This window comes from Telluria sp. ZB4P37, from assembly GCF_059685855.1.
In genome coordinates, this window is record NZ_JCASID010000004.1 from 106,837 (window position 1) to 123,433 (window position 16,597).

Annotated in this window: 14 protein-coding genes; 7 read left to right on the plus strand and 7 right to left on the minus strand. The window is 59.3% G+C overall.

The window, feature by feature from the left end:
- Nucleotides 1-460, plus strand: a 460-nt coding sequence (locus tag AC56K1_RS09820) for a choice-of-anchor Q domain-containing protein (protein ID WP_497157655.1), incomplete at its 5' end; no start/stop codon positions are given.
- A gap of 337 nt (nucleotides 461-797) precedes the next feature.
- On the opposite strand, the gene AC56K1_RS09825 is transcribed toward AC56K1_RS09820, so the two are convergent.
- Nucleotides 798-2,000, minus strand: a complete 1,203-nt coding sequence (locus AC56K1_RS09825) for an acyltransferase family protein (protein WP_497157656.1) — start codon at nucleotides 1,998-2,000, stop codon at nucleotides 798-800.
- 947 nt (nucleotides 2,001-2,947) lie between these two features.
- Here AC56K1_RS09825 and AC56K1_RS09830 point away from each other — a divergent pair.
- The 6 genes from AC56K1_RS09830 (at nucleotide 2,948) to AC56K1_RS09855 (ending at nucleotide 9,324) form a co-directional block, all read left to right on the plus strand.
- A complete protein-coding gene (locus AC56K1_RS09830) occupies nucleotides 2,948-4,231 on the plus strand; it encodes a lipopolysaccharide biosynthesis protein (protein ID WP_497157657.1) in 1,284 nt (427 codons plus the stop codon).
- A gap of 34 nt (nucleotides 4,232-4,265) precedes the next feature.
- Nucleotides 4,266-5,471: an O-antigen ligase family protein gene (locus tag AC56K1_RS09835; RefSeq protein WP_497157658.1), complete on the plus strand. Its 1,206-nt coding sequence runs from the start codon at nucleotides 4,266-4,268 to the stop codon at nucleotides 5,469-5,471.
- Between the two features lie 33 nt (nucleotides 5,472-5,504).
- Nucleotides 5,505-6,737, plus strand: coding sequence for a glycosyltransferase family 4 protein (locus AC56K1_RS09840; protein WP_497157659.1), 1,233 nt, complete (start codon nucleotides 5,505-5,507; stop codon nucleotides 6,735-6,737).
- A gap of 83 nt (nucleotides 6,738-6,820) precedes the next feature.
- Complete coding sequence (locus tag AC56K1_RS09845; RefSeq protein WP_497157660.1) at nucleotides 6,821-7,402, plus strand: sugar transferase; 582 nt, start codon at nucleotides 6,821-6,823, stop codon at nucleotides 7,400-7,402.
- Between the two features lie 7 nt (nucleotides 7,403-7,409).
- Nucleotides 7,410-8,612, plus strand: a complete 1,203-nt coding sequence (locus tag AC56K1_RS09850) for a DegT/DnrJ/EryC1/StrS family aminotransferase (RefSeq protein ID WP_497157661.1) — start codon at nucleotides 7,410-7,412, stop codon at nucleotides 8,610-8,612.
- A gap of 49 nt (nucleotides 8,613-8,661) precedes the next feature.
- Complete coding sequence (locus AC56K1_RS09855; protein WP_497157662.1) at nucleotides 8,662-9,324, plus strand: hypothetical protein; 663 nt, start codon at nucleotides 8,662-8,664, stop codon at nucleotides 9,322-9,324.
- Here AC56K1_RS09855 and AC56K1_RS09860 read toward each other — a convergent pair.
- From AC56K1_RS09860 to AC56K1_RS09885, 6 genes are all read right to left on the minus strand, one after another.
- Nucleotides 9,321-10,586: a right-handed parallel beta-helix repeat-containing protein gene (locus AC56K1_RS09860; RefSeq protein WP_497157663.1), complete on the minus strand. Its 1,266-nt coding sequence runs from the start codon at nucleotides 10,584-10,586 to the stop codon at nucleotides 9,321-9,323. The two genes, AC56K1_RS09855 and AC56K1_RS09860, sit on opposite strands and share 4 nt — an antisense overlap.
- 999 nt (nucleotides 10,587-11,585) lie before the next feature.
- The gene (gene wecB / locus AC56K1_RS09865; RefSeq protein WP_497157664.1) at nucleotides 11,586-12,695 is read right to left on the minus strand and encodes a non-hydrolyzing UDP-N-acetylglucosamine 2-epimerase; all 1,110 of its coding nucleotides are present in this window, start codon (nucleotides 12,693-12,695) and stop codon (nucleotides 11,586-11,588) included.
- A gap of 46 nt (nucleotides 12,696-12,741) precedes the next feature.
- Nucleotides 12,742-13,521, minus strand: a complete 780-nt coding sequence (locus AC56K1_RS09870) for a hypothetical protein (RefSeq protein WP_497157665.1) — start codon at nucleotides 13,519-13,521, stop codon at nucleotides 12,742-12,744.
- Nucleotides 13,518-14,216: a hypothetical protein gene (locus AC56K1_RS09875; RefSeq protein WP_497157666.1), complete on the minus strand. Its 699-nt coding sequence runs from the start codon at nucleotides 14,214-14,216 to the stop codon at nucleotides 13,518-13,520. Before AC56K1_RS09875 ends, AC56K1_RS09870 begins: the two co-directional genes overlap by 4 nt.
- Nucleotides 14,188-15,318 (minus strand): glycosyltransferase family 4 protein, encoded by a 1,131-nt coding sequence (locus tag AC56K1_RS09880; RefSeq protein WP_497157667.1) that lies wholly within the window; start codon nucleotides 15,316-15,318, stop codon nucleotides 14,188-14,190. Before AC56K1_RS09880 ends, AC56K1_RS09875 begins: the two co-directional genes overlap by 29 nt.
- A gap of 145 nt (nucleotides 15,319-15,463) precedes the next feature.
- Nucleotides 15,464-16,594 carry a DegT/DnrJ/EryC1/StrS family aminotransferase gene (locus AC56K1_RS09885; protein ID WP_497157668.1) on the minus strand — a complete coding sequence of 377 codons (1,131 nt, stop codon included), beginning with the start codon at nucleotides 16,592-16,594 and terminating at the stop codon, nucleotides 15,464-15,466.
- Nucleotides 16,595-16,597: the final 3 nt, after the last annotated feature.

The following is a 16,597-nucleotide window of genomic DNA, read 5'->3' on the forward strand; positions in this document are numbered from 1 at the left end:
GGGCGTTGCAGCAGTCGGTATCCAGCAATGGCACGGCGCCACCGCTTCGACGATCGTCAACAACACGACCTTCAAGAACAAGATGGGCATCCTGCTGGGTCAGGGCGATTCGGGTACAACGACCGGTTCGGCGAACAACTATGTCGCCAACAATATCGCCTACGACAACACCACCTACGGCATCGTCGAAGGCGGCAAGATGGGCGGCAATAACCGCTACGCCAACAACCTGGTTGCACGCAGCGGCACTAACTGGAAAGTGAAGGGCACCGTGACCGGTTCGATCTCGTCGGAACCGCTGTTCGTGAGCTACAACGCAACCGGCACCGGCAACTACAAGCTGTCGAGCAGCTCGCCGGCCATCGACCGTGGCACCGCGACCAAGGCACCAACTGTCGACTTCGCAGGCGTGGCCCGGCCGCGCGGCGCAGCACACGACATCGGCGCCTACGAATTCTAAAAATTCGTTCACTGGACAACCGCTTTCCACCAGGAAGCGGTAGCCAGCGATGCACGAGAGGCCCATCGCTTCCTTGCCCAGGAAGCGAGAGCCAATACGCTGCACATGCCAGTCACAGCGGCCAGCTGTGAATCGGTAATCATCGCTCCTCAATGGTCACCGACTGCAGCAAGCTGGCCCGAGCCGCATCGATTCGTCGATGCGGTTTTTTTTGCCTGCAGGCTTGCACGCGCTGCCAGCCGGATCAAGACGCATTCCGGCAAGCTGGGCAGGAGGTCGCGTCCGGCGGCGCCAGCAGCACGTCCACCACGTTCTCGAATGGCAAACGCAGCACTGCTCAAGGTTTGGTCGAAATCGCGCCTGTATTCTTTTGATTGACCCGACGGCGGAGCACCTTATTCTTGAGCACGCTTCGAATGCGGTAAGTCCTGGACTCGAACAAGAGGTAGGACAGGTAAGCCGCGACCATGAGCGTGGCCAGCATCAGGAAGTAGAGCAGCGCATGGAGTGGTTCGTATGGCGACAGCTGGGCCAGCCCGAGGTAAGCATTGCTCCAGTAATGCAGCAAACCAATCAAGGGGACATGCAGCACGTAGAAGCTGAACGAGAACTCCGCGAAGAACTTGCCCTTGTTGCGAAGCTGTGTTGCGAGCAGCGATGTCGGCGGCGCCTTGAATTGAAGGCTGGACAATAACACCAGGTAGAGCAGGCTGCACACCAGGTCGTAACCGAGCGTCGCCAGTTCGAATGCGTCGAGTTCGCCCGTCAGCCGGAAGTATGCGGCCACTCCAAGCGTGAGCGCAAGGCAGCCCCAGCGCGCGATATTTCCGCATTCGATGCGGATCCGCGAGAACACGACGCCCAGCAGCCAGACCAGGAAATAGCCCACCATTGCCGTCGGCAGCAGGAAGCCGAGCAGCAGCAGCGCGGCAGCACATGCCAGGCGCATTGCCTTCTCGCACGAAATACATGCTACCGCCAGCAAGGGGAACATCACGTAGTACCACGTCTCGTTCGCCAGGCTCCAGAGCGGAAAGTTCCCGCCGAATACAGGCACCAGAACACGCTGCAAGCCGACCAGGTTGCCGGCCAGGGCAAGGAAGGAATATGGTTCAGCAGGCGAAAAGTCGAGCTGGTCGAGACTGGTTGCGCCGATCCCGAGAGCGATGACCAGGGTGAGAAGGAAAGTCGGGATCAGTACGGTCCACAGCCGCGTGGCGCGGTCGATCGCGTAGTTGACGATGGCGTTCGGTTCGCCAAGACGGTTCAGGAGGCTGCCTCCCACCAGCCAACCGCTGATGACGAAAAATACCAGTACCGCCTGATGGGCGAAGCCGCTGACGAAAGCAAGGCCCTGGAACCAGAGCGGCGGATCGGCAACGTCGCCCAGTGCAGGATACATCGCTGCACGCAAGTGTGCAGTGGCAACGATAAATGCTGCCAGGCCGCGTAATAGCGAAATCCAGATCGAATGCCAGCTCGTTTCATCAAACTGGCCCTTGCGCTGAATGGCTGCGCGCGGCACGTTGGGAAATTGCATTTTTTCTCCCTGGCATAAAAAAAAGTTTCATCACTGCTGCGCGCGGCGCGGCGCGGGGCGTCCGGTTTCCCAGAAATAGCGCAACACTGCATCAATACGTCACCGTAACTTCTGTCGCCTTTGCAAGACATAATCGGAGAGGCGAGCTGGAAACGCACCAAGAACGATCAGGCAGGAAAAGTGCTGCCTGCCCAGACCGTTGAACGATCGTGTCCTGACGCAGTTGAAGCGCTTAATCCATGTCCTGGCCATGCCAGCTTTCCAGCCAGGCCGACCGTCAAACTCGATATTGCCGCTTCTGGGTCGTCCGTAAATTGATTCCGGGAATATCCGGCTCGAATTGATCTGCAGGCCCACTCATGCCTGCGTATGCCGACCTTAACAAACGCAAAACAGGCTGTTTTGAAACGACGCAAAGAGAAAGATGCAAGTGCTTATGAATCCACTAATAAAATTATTTTTCCCGGCGATCCGAATTAATGATGGAAAATTATTATTTAATAATTGTGTGAGTAAGTGATTGATCCCCGATCAGCCTTGTAGGTCATTGGAAAATACTCAAGCTGGACGATGCGTTGGCGCGGAAAAATTGTTTGTGTTTGTAAGATGGAATAAACTATCGCGCTGCATTTTTGCTCCGCGTGGCAATTGTATTCGCGGAATTTGATCGACCGGATTGATGCTCATCAATCCGATAATCCTGCGCGGCACGATAATTCGAAAGAAGATGCTTGATGTGTTGGCAATATATGTCGCCGGTGCCGACTCCAGCGCAAAGCGATTGATTCAACGCGTTTACCGGTGTCGCGTGCTGTGTTTTTTCCACCGTTTATCCGGATCGCGATTGCCCCAGTAAGCGCATGGTCCATCCTCCGATATACCTACTCGTCCAGCTTTATGTTGACCTCTCGCGAAGGACGTCCAGTTCACACGCATGGCTGCCACCGATGAGTGCGCGCGTCCCTGTGTTTTGGAAGCACGCGACGACCGTTCTTACCGGTACGGTAGTGGCACAGGCCTTGCCCGTGCTCGTTGCACCGCTCATCACACGCCTGTGTACTCCAGCCGATTTAGGGGAATTCAGCGTTTGGCTCGGCATTATCGCAATCGTCTCGACCGTCGGAACGCTGCGGCTCGAAGCAGCCATGATCCTCGATCACGATTCAGATGAGCAGCAGACCTGTTTCAGCGTCGTCGCTTATTGTTCCACGCTGCTCGCACTAGTCGTCACCTTGGCTGCCGTGCTCGCCCGGCTTGCCGAAGTCCCGCAAGTGCAACATATGTCCTGGTTTGGATTGCTGACCATCGGCGTTGGCGCCTGGTTCATGTCTTATAACCAGACCACTATTGCGTACGCAACGTCTTATCGCGCATTCGGCAAGGCGGCAATGGCCAAAGTCTGCGGCGCCGGAACGATCGCGGTAGGGCAACTGGTCTTGCTGCTGGCCGGGGCGGGAGGCGGGGCCTTGTTGGCAGGACAAATCCTCGGCTTGATTGTCGGCCTGGCGGCTGGCCTGTATCTGCTGTCTCCTCCACGCCCCCGGCTCTCCCTGTTGCCCACCCCCACCCAACTGGCCTACCTCAGGAAGCACCAGTCCTTCTGGCGATTCTCCCTGCCTGCAGGCTTGCTCAATACTGCTGCCGGCAAATTTCCACTGTTCCTCGTCGGCGCCAAGTACGGGATGTTCGCTGCCGGCCTGTTTGCGTTGACGGAGCGGATATTGACCGCGCCTGTATCGCTGCTGGCGGCCTCCGTCCTCGAAGTCTTCAAGCGCCAGTCGGTCCAGGAGTTTCAGACGCTGGGGAACTGTACGGCAGCGTTCAAAAGCACCTTCAAGGCCCTGGTGATACTTGGCTGCGGACCGGCGCTGATCATTCTCGCGTTTGCTCCCGACCTGTGCGCCTGGGTATTCGGGAAGCCATGGCGTGAAGCGGGGGAGTTTGCACAAATACTGGCGCCCCTGTACTTCCTTAATTTTGTCGCCAGCCCGCTCAGTTATGTCTTTTTCGTCGCAGGAAAGCAAAAAGTGGAACTGGTCTGGCAGATCGCCTTATTCATCACGACGATCACGATATTCATCGCCCCTATCCCCCTGAAAGAAATTCTCCTGCATTACACGCTCGCCTATTCAGCCCTGTATCTCGTTTATTTGTATCTGTCGTACCAGTTTTCAAAGAATACTTCTGGCCTGCGATCTCCAGGAGATGCAGGGGCGGCCGAAGGCGGTTAATGCGCAGGCTCGACGCGGAAATGGCAGAAAAATCATGCAAGCAACTGGTATCGCGATAAGCCGCAGGGCAGTGAGGCTCAGCCCCAGGTTCGTGGCGCACGCCGCCTTCCTGTTGCTATTCCCGGGATTTTTCTTTTACCAGACCTTGCTGGGGATAGGCGCGATCGGCGCCTATCTCGGAGGCTATTTCACGCTGGTGGCGCTGGTCTTGTTATTCCCGCTGACTTATTCGTTCATGTACGCCGTGAAGTCAAACAAGAACTACGTCACGAAACTCGATCTTTGCCTGATGTTCATCGCGGCGTATTACCTGCTTGTGCTGGTCGTGAATTTCGCTGCCGGTAAGGATACGATGATCGTCGAAAGGTATCTGCAGGCGATCATTTTTTGCTTCGAGACCTATGTAATATTTCGGCTGATCGACCTCGATGACAAACAGTTCATGAGGATGGTCGCCGTCTCGCTGCTGATCATGTCGGTGATCACCTTCTATTTCTCGGTGGGCGGCTTCTTCTTCCTGCAGGCCCTGGGTGAGGCCAAAGACCCGAAAAGCCTCGCCACCTACCAGGGATTTGCCCGCTCCTACATTTATACCTTCCTCGTCCTGATCGCCACGGTGCGCTACCTGGCGATACGCTATGTGCTGTATGCCGTCGTCACCAGCGCGCTATTCCTGAACGGGGCGCGCAGCGAGTTCTCCGCGGTCTTGTTCCTCATTCCGGTGAATGAGTTATATCTTGCCAAGCACAGGCTATATGCCATCTTCACCCTGGTCCTGCTGTCGATATTCCTCGTCGGCGGTGTCGACTACATCGTAACCATGTTGCCGGAAAACCGGATATTACAGCTGCTCGACTTGTCGCATTCGAGCTCGGCAAGTACCCGGCGACGATTTGCCAACGATGCCTTGCGTACCATCTCGGAGAATCCCGTGTTCGGCGACTTCGCCAGTTATCCCGACGGGCACTACGCCCATAACATGATCACCATGTGGGTGGATTTCGGCCTGTTCGGCTTTGTCTTTTTCGCGCTCTTGTTGATATGGCATGCGGGCTGGCTATTCTTCAATGGGTTCGCTTGGCGAAAAAAGACCAGGGACTTCGTGCTGGCATGGTCCTTCATCTGTGTGACGATTCTCTGGTCCCTTACCGCGAAAACAATGCCTGACATGTGCGTCGGCGCGGCGCTCGGCGCGTTCGCACGATACAAGTACCTGAAACGCTATCCGGCACACAACTAGCTCACTGGGCAGCCTGTCGATTGGATCCGAACGATGCGCATTCTCTATATCAACCACTATGCAGGCTCTCCACGCCACGGAATGGAGTTTCGGCCCTATTACCTGGCCCGGGAATGGGTGCGGTCAGGGCATACCGTCAACATCGTCGCAGCGGACCACTCCCACCTTCGCCACCGGCAGCCCCAGCTTGACGGCCGCGCTCGGCTGGAGGAAACCATTGACGGGATCGACTACACCTGGCTCAAGACCGCTCCCTATGCGGGTAACGGCCTGGGCAGGGTGCGCAATATCGGCGCCTTCGTGTGGCGCCTGTACCGGGACGCCAAACAGTTTGCAGACGCATGCCGGCCCGAGGTCGTGATCGCCTCCAGTACCTATCCGATGGATATCTGGCCCGCCCAGCGCATCGCGCGGCTTGCCAAGGCCAGGCTGGTGTTCGAGATCCATGATCTCTGGCCGCTCACGCCGATGGAGCTGGGTGGAATGTCCAAATGGCACCCGTTTATTATGGTGGCCCAGGCTGCCGAGAATGCGGTCTACCGCAAGGCCGGCGCCGTGGTGTCGATGCTGCCGAAGGTACATGACTACGTAGCGACGCGTGGAATGGCAGGCGAGCGCCTGCACATCGTCCCGAACGGCATCGCACCCCAGGAATGGCCAGCAAGGCTGCCGCCATTGCAAGCCGCTGTGGAAACCAGGCTCGCAGAAATCTCCCGAGAGGGCTACACGATCGTCGGGTATTCGGGCAACCATGGGATTTCGAATTCCCTGGATACGCTCCTCCAGGCGGCGAAGATCATGCGCGGCGAAAAAAAGCTGGCCTTCGTCCTGGTGGGCGGCGGCCCGGAAAGAGAGGCGCTCAAGCGCTGGGTGCAGGCGGAGCAATTGCTGAACGTGCACTTCATCGATGCCATCCCCAAGGAGCAGATTCCCGCCTTGCTGGAATGGTTTGACATCGCCTATATCGGTTGGCAACGACAACCTCTATATCGATTCGGCATCGCCCCGAACAAGCTCATGGATTACATGATGGCGGCGCGTCCCGTGTTGCATGCGGTCGAAGCGGGCAATGATTCCGTCGGCGAGGCGGGCTGCGGCCTGACGATCGAACCGGAAAACCCGGGCGCGATCGTCGAAGGCATTCGCACCCTGATGCGCCTGAGTCGCGCCGAACGGGAGGCCATGGGAGCGCGGGGCAAGGATTTTGTGCTGCGTAATTTTACGTATCCGGTCTTGAGCGAGCGTTTTCTGGCCGCCTGTGCCTGACGCTAGGCATCGGAGCGCAAGCGCGTACACGTGAAGTCCATTCATTCGTCACTCTTTGTTGGTGCTATATGTCACGAACCGACATGTTCCTGAAAAGGCTGTTCGATATCCTCGCTGCGTTTTTTGGCCTGGTACTGCTTTTCCCGGTGATCGGCGTTTGCTGGCTCATCGCTGCGATCAATACCCGGAGCAATGGCTTCTTTATCCAGCGGCGTGTCGGCAGACATGGACGGATCATCCATGTCTGCAAGATCAAAACCATGTATCCGGGGGACAGCAGGAGAAACCCGATTGCGTCCAGCAACACCGCCTTCATTACCCGCTCGGGCAGCATTTTTAGGAAATACAAGCTCGACGAGTTACCCCAGTTATTCAATGTGCTGATCGGCAGCATGAGCATCGTCGGTCCCCGGCCGGATGTGCCGGGCTATGCGGACCGCCTTGCGGGGAGCGACAGGGTCATCCTGTCGCTGCGCCCGGGAATTACCGGACCTGCCTCGATCAAATACAAGGATGAAGAATCCATCCTGGCAGGGGTCGACGATCCGCTTGACTATAACGAAAAGATCATCTGGCCCGACAAGATCCGGATCAATAAAGAATATTTAAACAATTACTCGTTGTTCCTGGATTTCAAATACATCCTGCAGACTTTTTTCCGTTGAGGCTCACATGACCAACCCAAGCCCTAGCTGGCCCAGTTTCTCCGAGGAAGAAGCCGAGGCAGTCAAACAAGTCGTCCTGTCGAACAAGGTAAATTACTGGACCGGAACGCAGTGCCGCGAATTCGAGAAGGAATTTGCGGCCTGGGCAGGGACGGAATACGCGGTTTCATTATCGAACGGAACGCTTGCGCTGGATTGCGCACTGAAGGCGCTAGGCATCTCGGCCGGCGACGAGGTGATCGTCACGCCGCGGACCTTCCTTGCGTCCGCAAGCTGCATCGTCAACGCCGGCGCCATTCCCGTGTTTGCAGATGTCGACCGCGACAGCCAGAACTTGACGGCCGAGACGATCAAGGCCGTGCTGACGCCGCGTACCAGGGCCGTCATCTGTGTGCATCTGGCCGGCTGGCCCTGCGACATGGATCCCATCATGGCGCTCTCCGAAGCCCATGGCCTCTTCGTTATCGAGGACTGCGCCCAAGCCCACGGCGCGCGCTACAAGGGCCGCATGGTCGGGAGCATCGGCCACATCGGCGCCTGGTCATTCTGCCAGGACAAGATCATGACGACAGGCGGCGAGGGTGGCATGGTCACTACCAACCGGCGGGATTGGTGGCAAGCCATGTGGTCCTACAAGGACCATGGCAAATCCTGGGAAGCAATGTACGAGCGCCAGCATCCCCCTGGCTACCGCTGGGTACACGAATCGTTCGGGACGAACTGGCGGATGCTGGAAGTGCAGGCCGCGATCGGGCGCATCCAGTTGCGGCGCATGTCCGGATGGACTGCGCAGCGTATTGCAAACGCGCAGCGGATCGCTTTCGCATGCGCCCGGATCTCAGCCCTGAGGGTAGCGTCCGTCCCGGCCGGCGTCGAGCACGCGTTTTACAAGTTCTATACGTTTGTCAGGCCGGAAGAGCTGGCAGATGGCTGGACCCGCGACAGGATCATGGACGAGATCTCCGCGATGGGCGTCGCCTGCACGCAAGGCAGCTGTTCCGAACTGTATCTGGAAAAAGCCTTCGATAATTCGGGATACCGTCCGCGACACCGCTTGGCGGTGGCGAAGGAACTGGGCGAAACGAGCCTGATGTTCCTGGTGCATCCGACCTTGACGAATGCCGATCTCGAGCTGACGTGCCAGGCCATTGCGGAAGTATTTTCGCGGGCAGGGATGCGCGAAGACCTGCCGTGCCTGCAGCCGGTGTGAACGGCCGGGCCCCGAGCGTCGGTAGTGGCAGCACGTAATGATCTCATGGATGCAGATCATCGATATCGGCCATACGGCGGTGATGATCCCGGTCGCCGGGGCCATTGCCGCCTCGCTCGCTTCTGCAAAGGCATACAAGCTGGCATTCTGGTGGTGCACGATCTTCGCAAGCGGCCTGGGCCTGGTCGCCATGTCGAAGATTGTCTTTCTCGGCTGGGGAGTGGAACTTCCGTCGGTCGGGTTCAAGGCCCTGAGCGGCCATGCATGGCGCGCGACCGCGGTCCTGCCTGTCCTGTTCTTCGTCCTGCTGCGCAGCGCGCCCGGTGCTTGGCGTAGCGGGGGAGTGCTGCTGGGGGTCGCGCTAAGCCTGGGCCTGGGCGCGCTGCTGGTCGCCTTCGATTTTCACACGGCGTCGGAGGTCATTGCCAGCACCGTGCTCGGCATCGGCGCCAGTTGCAGTTTCATGCGCTTGGCACGGTGCTCGGTACCGCAGCGCGCCAGCCCCTGGACCGTTCCCGTGGGCCTGCTGACCTTTGCCATCATTTGGGGATTGAAACCTTCGGTGATGACGCCCCGCCTGGTGGATGTTGCGCTGTATCTTTCCGGTCGCGACTCCCCTTATCGTTGGTCGCATAGTCGTGGACAGCTGGCGCCGCCTGCCTACGAACCGGAAGGCGCCGACAAACAATGCCGGGCGCGCGCCAGGTATTAATTGGCACTGCGATCGACGGCGGAGGCGCCGAGCTGGGGTGGCAGATCGAGTGCCGACAGCGAGGCATGCATCGGGCCGGAGGCGGCCTCGCGGCTGTTCCGGGCTGCCGGCGAGCCGCGCTTCAGGCGGTAGTCGCCGCTGCCGTCTGCCTGGTAATCGATGAACTGCGGGTCCGCCGAAATGGTCCCGCTGACTTCACCACTGACCCGCAGGCCCGTCCCACTGGAGTACACCAGGTTGTTGACATAGCGATTGTTCACCCCGACCTTGCCGCCTTCGACGATGCCGAAGGTGATGTTGTCATAGACAATATTGTTCGCGACATAATTATTCTTTGATCCGTCCGGCAGGGCGCCGGCATCGCCGCCTCCGATGAGGATGCCGATCTTGCAGCGGAAGACGGTGTTGTTGACGATTGTCGAGTCCGTCGCGCCATGCCATTGCTGGATGCCGGCAGCTGCCACGCCCGACACAATATTGTTTACCACCACATTGTTCGGGTTCGCGATGTAGATGCCTTGCACAGTGCGGCAGTTGCCCATCATGGAATAGCCGATGTTCCGGATTACATTGCCTTTGATGAGGACGTTTCCCGGGCCGCCATTCGTATCGATTGCAGCGCCGCCGCTGCCGGTGCAGCCGCCGCTGACGGTCAGGTCATGGATGAAATTATTGGTAACCGTCAGATTCGCTCCATCGGCAAGTATCCCATGCCGGCCGCTGCCGCTGATGTCGAAGCCATCGATGTCGACATAGTTACCCTTCGACTGCCATGCGGTGCCGGCTCCGGTAACAACGATTTTCGCGCCCCATTTCACGTCAGAGACGAATTTAATGCGGGCCGCCTCGGTACCGCTGCGCAGTGTGACGATCCCGGCGCTGTGGGCGCTGGGTGCCGCGACTTCGTAGATTCCCGGCGCGACGTGGATGGTATATCCGGGGGTAGCCTGGGCATCGGCGCGGGCGATGGTCCGGAACGGAGATCCTTTCGTTCCTTGGTTCGAGTCCACCCCATCCGGCGCGACATAGAGGTGCTTGTCCGGGCCGCAGGCGGCAAGCAAGGCAGCCAGGCCCGCATACGACATCCATTGCACAAGCGATCGCAGCCTTGGCTTGGTGCTGGTGGCATACTTGCGCGGGCAGGGTGCGAGGTAACCGGAGCCATCGTGCACGGGACTTTCCCGGCGCTGGACCGCCAGCCTGCACAAGCTGCTGCTCTCGAGAACCTTGCCCTGTAGGCCTACCTGGAGTGTGTTTTTCATCAATGCATATCTCTTAGCGTGGAAATGGCCATCCTCATGTACACGAGCCGGCAGTGCGACGACTGCCTATCCTGCGGCGCGCGAGTCGGAAACCCTGGCGGCTCGCTGTGAACTACAAGTCAGAATAGTGGACCTTCTTGCCTGTTCGGCATTTGATCGCACGCGCACGCTGGAATATTCGGTCTTGCGTTTATTTAAACCATCGGCTGGAGGCAGGCATCGCGGTTTTGCCCGCGGTGAATAAATCGCGCTGCAGGGCCTGCCCGGCAGCTACGGACCTCGTGCCTGCAAGATCAGGCCGCGCGTTTCAGCCAGGGACACCACCCAAGGTCACCGAGCGCGAGATGCGAATGCACGAGGGTCGTCGATTGCGGCATCGTGCGTGGCGCCTGGCAATGCCGGCATGCGCAACCTATTGCAACGCCATCTCCCCAGCCAAGAAGCGCAAGTAGCGAACGCTTGAGGAGGGGCGATATCCGGTGCATCGTGCGCTGCGCTGACCAGCATTGGGATGCATGCATGGAGATGGCGGGGGAGCTGCTCCACGAATGCTTGCCAGAAGACGCGGGACAGAGCAATCGCATTCACGGATGAATGACGAAGCAATCCGCACAGGCTTTTGGAACAGTTACTCCACTCAAGCCGACGCGCCCGGCAAACGCGCGAATCGGCGTGACCGGACGCGTCCCTGGGCTCTCCTTTATTCGGGTCAATTAACGGGGAGGGCGCGACCTTGGCAACGGCCGTGGGACAGGATGTGGCAGGACAGGACGCGGCAGGACAGGACGCGGCAGGGGCGGGTGCGCCCTGTGATCGCGGGCTCCGCCATTCGCCGTCGTGCACGGCGTCGACAGCGAATGTGCGACGTGCCCGGCGGGCGCCGCAACCCTGGCCAGCCCCAGCCCCAGCCCCAGCCCCCGCCCCGGCCCCGGCCCCCGCCTCAGCCTCAGCCTCAGCCTCAGCCTCAGCCTCAGCCTCAGCCCCGGCCCCGCCCCAGCCTCAGAGAAGGTCGCCGATCAGCCGTTCCACGATCCGCTGGGCAGCATCGCCCGCACCATAGGGCAAGACTTCTTGCCCGGTGCTGCCCAGGCTCGCGCCCAGGGACTGCAGTACGGACACGGCGTCGATGGGCGGCGCCAGCCGGTTCCATCCCGACTCGACGAGCTCGCTCCACTCGGTCTCGTCGCGGAGGGTCACGCAGGGCACGCCGTAGAAGAAGGCTTCTTTTTGCACGCCGCCGGAATCGGTGGCGATGATCGCCGCATATTTCTCGAGCTGCACCATGGCCAGGTAAGCCTGGGGTTCGACCAGTACCAATGCCCGCTCGAGGTCCTTGAGCTTGCCCTGGCTGGCGAGCACGCTGCGCGTGCGCGGATGCAAAGGCAGCACCACCTTGATGTCTTTGGCAAACTGCGTGAGCGCTTCGACGATTGTTGCCAGCCTGGCCGGATGATCGGTGTTCTCCGCGCGATGGATCGTGGCGAGGCAATACGCGCCGGGCCGGACACCGTGCGTTTCCCGCAGCTCGCCCAGCACGCCTCCGTCTTCGCTCACGCGCGCACCGTGACGCAGCGCCACGTCGAACATGACGTCGCCCACCTGGTGGATCATATCCTGCGCAGCGCCTTCGGCAAGCAGATGCCTGCCGGCGCCCTCATTCGGGGTGAATAGCCAGCGCGAGACGCGGTCGGTCAGGATGCGATTGACTTCTTCAGGCGAGCGCAAGTTAAATGACCGCAGGCCCGCCTCGACATGGGCGACCGGGATGTGCAGTTTGACTGCCGCCAGCGCACCTGCAAGGGTGGAATTCGTGTCGCCATAGACCAGCACGGCATCGGGTTTTTCGGCCAATAACAGTTTCTCGATGTCGATCAGCATCCGTCCGGTCATCTCGCCATGCTGGCCGCCGTGGATAGCGCATTGGTAGGCGGGCGGCTCAATCTCCAGTTCGGAAAAGAACACATCCGACATGTTCCGGTCGAAATGCTGGCCCGTGTGGACGACCACTTCGCGCAGATAGTCCGATTCATGCAACACTGCCGACACGGCGCTGGCCTTGATGAACTGGGGGCGCGCGCCGATCACGGTGACGATTTTCTTTGGATTCATAGAAAAGTTCCGGTTGCCTACAGGTGGGTGCTGGTCGAACTGTTGTCTACCAGGTGACAGCTTCATAAAAACGGAAGAGATTGTCCTTGGTATTTTCTTTCCAATTTGTTTCCACCTGCCGTGGGTGCGTCACCAGGCAAATCCGCTGGTGCTTGCCGATGACGTCGAAAGGCGATGCGGGGCAATAATATTGTGGTGGAGGGCGATCGGCGATATAGATGCCGATATGGTCCAGCAGTGCAGGGTCGTAGGCCTCACATTCGATGCCGCAATCCTTGCGCAATTGTTCGTCTGTGAGGATTTCCGCATTGTTCAGTTTCAAACGGCGATTGGCAAAATCGCCGTGGCTCGCAACCGTACGCATTTTTCTTCCGAGCCGATGTTCGATCCATGCGAAATTCTTTCGAAAAACCTCGCGGATTTCCGGAAGCCGGCTACGTACGATGGCGGGGTCTTTTAATTTATGTTTCTTGGCAAAGGCAGCCAGTTCTTCATAATGGTAGCTGGCTTCACTGCCGTAATTTTCTATCTCTTGCATCAAGCCAAAGTCGAGCGTCGACAGCCGAAAATAATAGCTGGACTTGATGCCATGTTTTTTTTCGATTTCGAACAGTTTCCGGGTCGTTCGCAGGTCGGTATCGATATCGTGCCTGTGCACGAGGAATTTGGACGAGGAAAACTGCCCGGCTTTCACGGTGTCGAAAAAATCGCGCACCGAGGTCTGGATGAAACCGGCGGTCTGACCATCACAAATCAGCTTCTCGTGCATGGCCAGCCGAGACGGCATGCCGTAGTCGCTGTAGATACGCCTGAAAAAGGCTTTCATTGGAGTGAGTATTTGACGCGGTAAGGTTCAAACCCGAGCATCTTCTTGAATGACTGCAGCCCGGCGCTGGCACCGAAAAACGTGTCGTACATCAGATATGAATACTTTCGGTTCTCGATCATCTGGCCGATGATTTCGGCTAGCATCAGGTGCATCATGCCGTCGTTGTTGCGTATGCCAAGCAGCTGGTCGAAGGCGGCAAAATTGCCATAGGCACCGAGATTGCTATATGCCATGAGCTTGCCCGCGGGATTCAGCACGCCAAAATACTGGTAGTTCCGCTCGCGCGGGTAATGCGCCACTTTTCGCAGATAGGTGTCATCCATGGGCCGGCCCTGGCGCGAGTCGAGCGAGGTATTGATCGCATGGATGTCATCAACAAATTCGTTCCTGTCGATCTCGACGACTATATAACCTCGCGACGTCGCCTTCTTAGTATAATGCTCGGCTGAGTTGCGGCCGCCTTTGATATTCCCCATATATTCGTCGCGATTGCCGAAGCGGTTCAAGTCGACCAACGCGGCGCCTAAAGTCTTGTTTTGAAAAACCTTGTATTTGGGGTGGGGCTTGGTGAAATGCGCATGCATTCGCCGGACCTCATCCGGATTTTCGTCCAGGCGGAACTCGAGACTCGCAACCGGAAGCTTGGCGATGTCGATTGCAAGATCAAACAGCCGCGACAATTTGCTTGGCATGCGATATCGCTCCATAAAAGTCGGTAAGCCTGTTTGCTTGAACTGCCCAGTTGTATTTTTCGAGTACCGCCTTGCGGCCATTCTCGCCCATCGCTTTCGCTTCCTGCGGATGGGTCACCAGGTAGTCGATTGCGCCGGCGATCGCCTTTCGATCGGCCGGATCGACGCATAAGCCACATTTATTCCCTTCAATAATGTCGCGCCATAAAGGGAAGTCGGAAGCGATCACGGGAATTCCGGCTGACATGTATTCGAACATCTTGGTTGGATGCGATTCCAGGTGGTTCGGCAGGCGGTGAAAGGTCACGATCCCCGCCAGGGAGCGTTCCATCACGCCGCGGACCCCCTTGCGGTCGAGAAAGCCAAGCTCGTTCACGCGGCTCCAGCCGGGATCGGCCTTGGCCGCGGCCTCGACGAATGGCTCGGAAAATTTTCCCACCAGGTTCAGCCGGGCCGGCGAACGAAGGTATTGGCCGGCCTCCACCAGTTGCCGGATCCCGCGGATCTCGCCGATGCCGCCGACGTAGCACACTTCGTCGCGCTTGTTTTCCCATGGCGTGGCGCTCTCGAGTTCACCGGCCAGAGGGAAGTTGTTGACGTCGACGGTACACGGATTAATTTTGAGGAATTTGTCTCGGATAAAAGGTGTTGCAGCGATGATGCCGTCGAAGCGGGAACAGGCGTAGCGCTCGACCACGGAGAAGGCCATGGAGACCAGCTTGCCGGCGATTGGCCCGAGGTAGGGTTTGCTCAGCAACTGGCGCGGTACGTCTTCGTGCGAATCGAAGATGACCTTCTTGCCGCGGCGCTTGAGCGCCAGGCCGACCGGAAGCAGTTCGGGATCGTGCAACTGGTAGATGTCGGCGTCCAGGGCCAGGGCCTTGTCGCGCACGCGGCGCGTGGTACTGAAGATGCGCTGGAAGCGGCCGGGCAGGCGGCCCACGTCTGCGATCGTCACGCCTTCCCGGCATTCGTCGCCGCGGTCGTCTGCCACCACCAGCGTCACGTCATACCCATGGGCGGCCAGGGTGCGGCATTGCTTGATGAAGATGCGGGTGTCGTTGCGAGGATGGGCCGAGGTGAGATGGACGATCTTGCACATGCTGTTACCCCTGAGTAAACATACGAGCACTTTCCATGCGAGGCAGCCCGAGCGCATTGACCCGTTTCATGTGGTTGATGCCTAGGGCGCCGGAGGCATGCCCGGCGCGCCGGTTCGGGCGACCCGGCACGCCATGCGAACGGTCTTATTCCGATAGCTCCATCGCTTCCACGCTGCCGGAGCGGATGATGCCCGCCGCATGCAGCAGGCTTGCGGCGACCTTGTCGGCATTGGAGGCTGCGAGGTAGGGCCCCATCGGAAGGCTGAGCACGCGCGCGGCCATCTCTTCGGACACGGGATAGCGCTCGCCTGCAGCCAGGTGGGCATAGGCCGGCTGCTGATGGATCGGCAGCGGGTAGTGAACGGCGGTTGGAATGCCGGCGGCGTCCAGGGCGCTGCGCACGAGGTCGCGCTGTTCCACAAGCACCGTGTATTGGGCGTAGACGCTGGTGCGGTCGGGCTGGCAGGCGATGACCGGCAGGTGGGGATGCAGCATCTCGTCGTAGGCGGCTGCCGCGCGGCGGCGCTGCTTGACCTCCCAGCCGAAGCGTTCGAGCTTGGCCAGCACGATCGCACATTGCAGCGTGTCCATGCGTCCGCCCACGCCCAGCCGGGTGTGGACATAGCGGCGCGACTGGCCGTGCACGCGGATCTCGCGCATCGCGGTAGCCAGCGCGTCGTCGCTAGTGAACAGGGCGCCGCCGTCTCCGTAGCAGCCGAGCGGCTTGCTGGGGAAGAAACTGGTGCAGCCGATGGTGGACAGGTCACCGCTCTGGCGCCCGCGGTAGGTGGCGCCGAAGCTTTGGGCCCCGTCTTCGATCACCGCCAGGCGGTGGCGCGCGGCGACCTGATTGATGGAGTCCATGTCGGCCGGCTGTCCATACAGGGAAACCGGGATGATGGCGCGCGTGGCGGGGGTGATTTTTTCGTCGATCAGCCGCGCGTCGATGTTGCAGGTGGCGCGCTCGATGTCGACGAATACCGGCTTGGCGCCGACCAGCACGATCGCTTCGGCAGTAGCGATGAAGGAAAACGGCGTGGTGATGACTTCGTCGCCGGGGCCGACGCCGAGTGCCATCAGCGCAATCACCAGTGCCTCGGTGCCGGAGGAAACGGTGACGCAATGGCGCGCCCCGGTATAGTCGGCCAGGCGCTGCTCGAGCTCGGCCACTTCAGGTCCCATGATGTACTGGCCGTGGTCGAGGACGCCCTGGATGCGGCTGTTGATCAGGTTGCGCGAGGCGTCGTATTGCGATTTGAGGTCGATGAATTCCATGGA

Excerpts from the sequence above, each read along its gene's own strand:
- AC56K1_RS09830 (WP_497157657.1), top strand. The coding sequence starts at position 2,948 with ATGAGTGCGCGCGTCCCTGTGTTTTGGAAGCACGCGACGACCGTTCTT.
- AC56K1_RS09870 (WP_497157665.1), bottom strand. The coding sequence starts at position 13,521 with ATGAAAGCCTTTTTCAGGCGTATCTACAGCGACTACGGCATGCCGTCT.
- wecB (WP_497157664.1), bottom strand. The coding sequence starts at position 12,695 with ATGAATCCAAAGAAAATCGTCACCGTGATCGGCGCGCGCCCCCAGTTC.
- AC56K1_RS09880 (WP_497157667.1), bottom strand. The coding sequence starts at position 15,318 with ATGTGCAAGATCGTCCATCTCACCTCGGCCCATCCTCGCAACGACACC.
- AC56K1_RS09860 (WP_497157663.1), bottom strand. The coding sequence starts at position 10,586 with ATGAAAAACACACTCCAGGTAGGCCTACAGGGCAAGGTTCTCGAGAGC.
- AC56K1_RS09840 (WP_497157659.1), top strand. The coding sequence starts at position 5,505 with ATGCGCATTCTCTATATCAACCACTATGCAGGCTCTCCACGCCACGGA.
- AC56K1_RS09825 (WP_497157656.1), bottom strand. The coding sequence starts at position 2,000 with ATGCAATTTCCCAACGTGCCGCGCGCAGCCATTCAGCGCAAGGGCCAG.
- AC56K1_RS09850 (WP_497157661.1), top strand. The coding sequence starts at position 7,410 with ATGACCAACCCAAGCCCTAGCTGGCCCAGTTTCTCCGAGGAAGAAGCC.
- AC56K1_RS09845 (WP_497157660.1), top strand. The coding sequence starts at position 6,821 with ATGTTCCTGAAAAGGCTGTTCGATATCCTCGCTGCGTTTTTTGGCCTG.
- AC56K1_RS09855 (WP_497157662.1), top strand. The coding sequence starts at position 8,662 with ATGCAGATCATCGATATCGGCCATACGGCGGTGATGATCCCGGTCGCC.
- AC56K1_RS09835 (WP_497157658.1), top strand. The coding sequence starts at position 4,266 with ATGCAAGCAACTGGTATCGCGATAAGCCGCAGGGCAGTGAGGCTCAGC.
- AC56K1_RS09885 (WP_497157668.1), bottom strand. The coding sequence starts at position 16,594 with ATGGAATTCATCGACCTCAAATCGCAATACGACGCCTCGCGCAACCTG.
- AC56K1_RS09875 (WP_497157666.1), bottom strand. The coding sequence starts at position 14,216 with ATGCCAAGCAAATTGTCGCGGCTGTTTGATCTTGCAATCGACATCGCC.